At 62.8% G+C, this 2355-nt stretch carries 2 protein-coding genes and 1 pseudogene; all 3 read left to right on the top strand.

Annotated features, from left to right (window positions below; translation table 11 throughout):
• Positions 1-511 (top strand): annotated as a pseudogene (locus ACEQXV_RS07510) (terpene utilization protein AtuA); the annotation flags it as partial.
• A gap of 12 nt (positions 512-523) precedes the next feature.
• Entirely contained in the window at positions 524-1993 is a 1470-nt protein-coding gene (locus tag ACEQXV_RS07505) for an acetyl/propionyl/methylcrotonyl-CoA carboxylase subunit alpha (RefSeq protein ID WP_370268556.1), read from the top strand.
• On the top strand, positions 1981-2355 hold a 375-nt coding region (locus ACEQXV_RS07500; protein ID WP_370268555.1), incomplete at its 3' end, for an acetyl-CoA carboxylase biotin carboxyl carrier protein subunit. The genes ACEQXV_RS07505 and ACEQXV_RS07500, both read left to right, overlap by 13 nt.

Here is a 2355-nt window from a genome sequence, read left to right as displayed (position 1 = left end):
TCTATTTTCCTTCCTTCAGAGCAAGGCCGAAACCCCCGTCGCGGTCGAGGTCGACGGCAAGGATGTGCCCGTGAGCGTGGCCACTACGCCAGTCCACCTTGATCCGCCTGCCGCACCGCCCGCAGATAGCCGCGAGCCCGGTCCGGACGTTGTCCAGGTCCGCCTCGTCGATCTGGCCTGGGGCCGCTCGGGCGACAAGGGGGACATCGCCAATATCGGCATCCTCGCGCGCAAGCCGGACTACCTGCCATATATCCGCTCGGCTCTCAGCGAAGAGGTGGTGAAGGACTATTTCGCCCATGTCTGCGACGGCAGGGTAGAACGGTTCGACCTGCCCGGAAGCCATTCGCTGAATTTCCTGCTGCATGACTCGCTGGGCGGGGGGGGCATCGCTTCGGTCCGCATAGACCCGCAGGGCAAAGGGTTCGCGCAGATGCTGCTTGATATCGAAATTCCCGTGCCAGCCGATCTGGCCGCACGTGACGGACTGAATGCCGCGGCCCGGAACTAAGAGGACGACACCATGACCATTTCGAAACTCCTGGTCGCCAATCGGGGCGAGATCGCGGCGCGCGTGTTGCGCACCGCTAAGGCCCGCGGGCTTGCGACTGCCGTGTTGCGTCATGTCGCCGAGCAAGAGGGGCCGGCGCATCTGATCGCAGATGAGGTCGTGATGATCGACGGCCCGACGCCCGTGGCCGCCTATCTCGATATTCCTCAGATCGTCGAAGCCGCCAAAGGGATCGGCGCGGACGCGGTTCATCCCGGCTATGGCTTTCTGTCAGAGAATGCCGGTTTTGTCGCGGCGCTGGAAAAAGCCGGAGTGACCTTTGTCGGCCCGACGTCCGAGGTCATCGACCTGATGGGGGACAAGGTCCGCGCCCGCGCCTTCGTCGAGGAACGCGGGTGTCCCGTCGCCCCCTCGGCCATCGAGGATGATGATCCGGCGAGCTTTGTCGAACGCGCCCGCGCCGTTGGCTATCCGCTGCTCATCAAGCCCTCGGCCGGCGGTGGCGGCAAGGGCATGCGCGTCGTACGCGAGGACAGCACGCTGGAGACCGAAATCGAAACCGCGCGCCGCGAAGGCGAACGATATTTCGGCGACGGGCGGCTTTTCGTCGAACGCTATATCGAACGCCCGCGCCATATCGAGGTGCAGGTGATGGGCGACGGACAGGGCAACGTGGTCCATTTCTGGGAACGTGAATGTTCGATCCAGCGCCGGTTCCAGAAGATTATCGAGGAAACGCCGTCACCGGCGCTGACCCCCGAGCAACGGGATGAGATCTGCGAGACCGCTGCCGGAATTGCCCGCGCCGTCAAATACCGCGGGGCAGGGACTGTCGAATTCATCTATGCACAGGATGGGGCATTTTATTTACTGGAAATGAACACCCGCCTTCAGGTCGAACATCCGGTGACCGAGATGGTAACCGGCTTTGATCTGGTTGCCGAGCAGTTGCGTGTCGCGGCGGGCGACGGGCTGAGCGCCGTGCAGGCGGATATTCCCCAAACCGGACACTCGATCGAACTGCGCATCTGTGCCGAGGATGCGACCGCCGATTTTCGCCCCGCGATCGGCAATATCCTGCTGCTGGACGAACCCCAGGGCGAGGGGGTCCGCGTAGACAGCGGCATTCTGGATGGCGGCAAGGTAACGACCGACTTCGACCCGATGTTGTCCAAGCTGATCGTGCATGGCCCGGATCGCGCGCAGGCCATCGCCCGTGCCCGGAGCGCGGTGCAAAGCTATGTGATTCTCGGGGTAACGACCAACACCGGTTACCTGGATGCTATCCTTGCACATCCGGATTTCGCCTCTGGTGACGTTTCAACTGGCTTCCTGGCTGAACAATCCGAAACGCTGACCGCGCCGGGCGAAGATGTCTCTGACTTGCTGATGGCGGCGGCGGCCCTATCGGACGAGCGCCTGGTGAGTGACGTAATGCAGATACCGGAAATGTACCGCAAGATGGGTGGGTGGAGAAACTGATGCAACGGATTTTTCAGATGGACGGAGAAGAGACTGATTGCTGGCTGGGTCATGATGGCAGCCGGTTCGTGCTCAATACCCCCACTGGCGCTGTTGCCTGCCAATTGGACCCGACGGGTCTGCCGGGCGGTTACAAGCTGAGGGCCAAGGGTGTTGTGCGCGAATTGCGACTGGCCGTGGGGCCGGAAGCAACTTTTGTGCACATGGACGGGCGAACCTACGAAGTCGGGCGGGTTGATCCCGCCGAACGCCTGGCCGGAAGCGACGGTGGCGCGAGCGACGACCGATTGGTGGCGCCCATGCCGGGTGTCGTGGTGTCAGTTGCGGTTAAACCCGGCGATGCGGTTGAAGAAGGCCAGCCG

The sequence above is a fragment of the Nioella sp. genome, from assembly GCF_964229645.1.
Taxonomy (GTDB): domain Bacteria; phylum Pseudomonadota; class Alphaproteobacteria; order Rhodobacterales; family Rhodobacteraceae; genus Nioella.
This window is presented reverse-complemented; position numbering and strand designations above follow the sequence as displayed.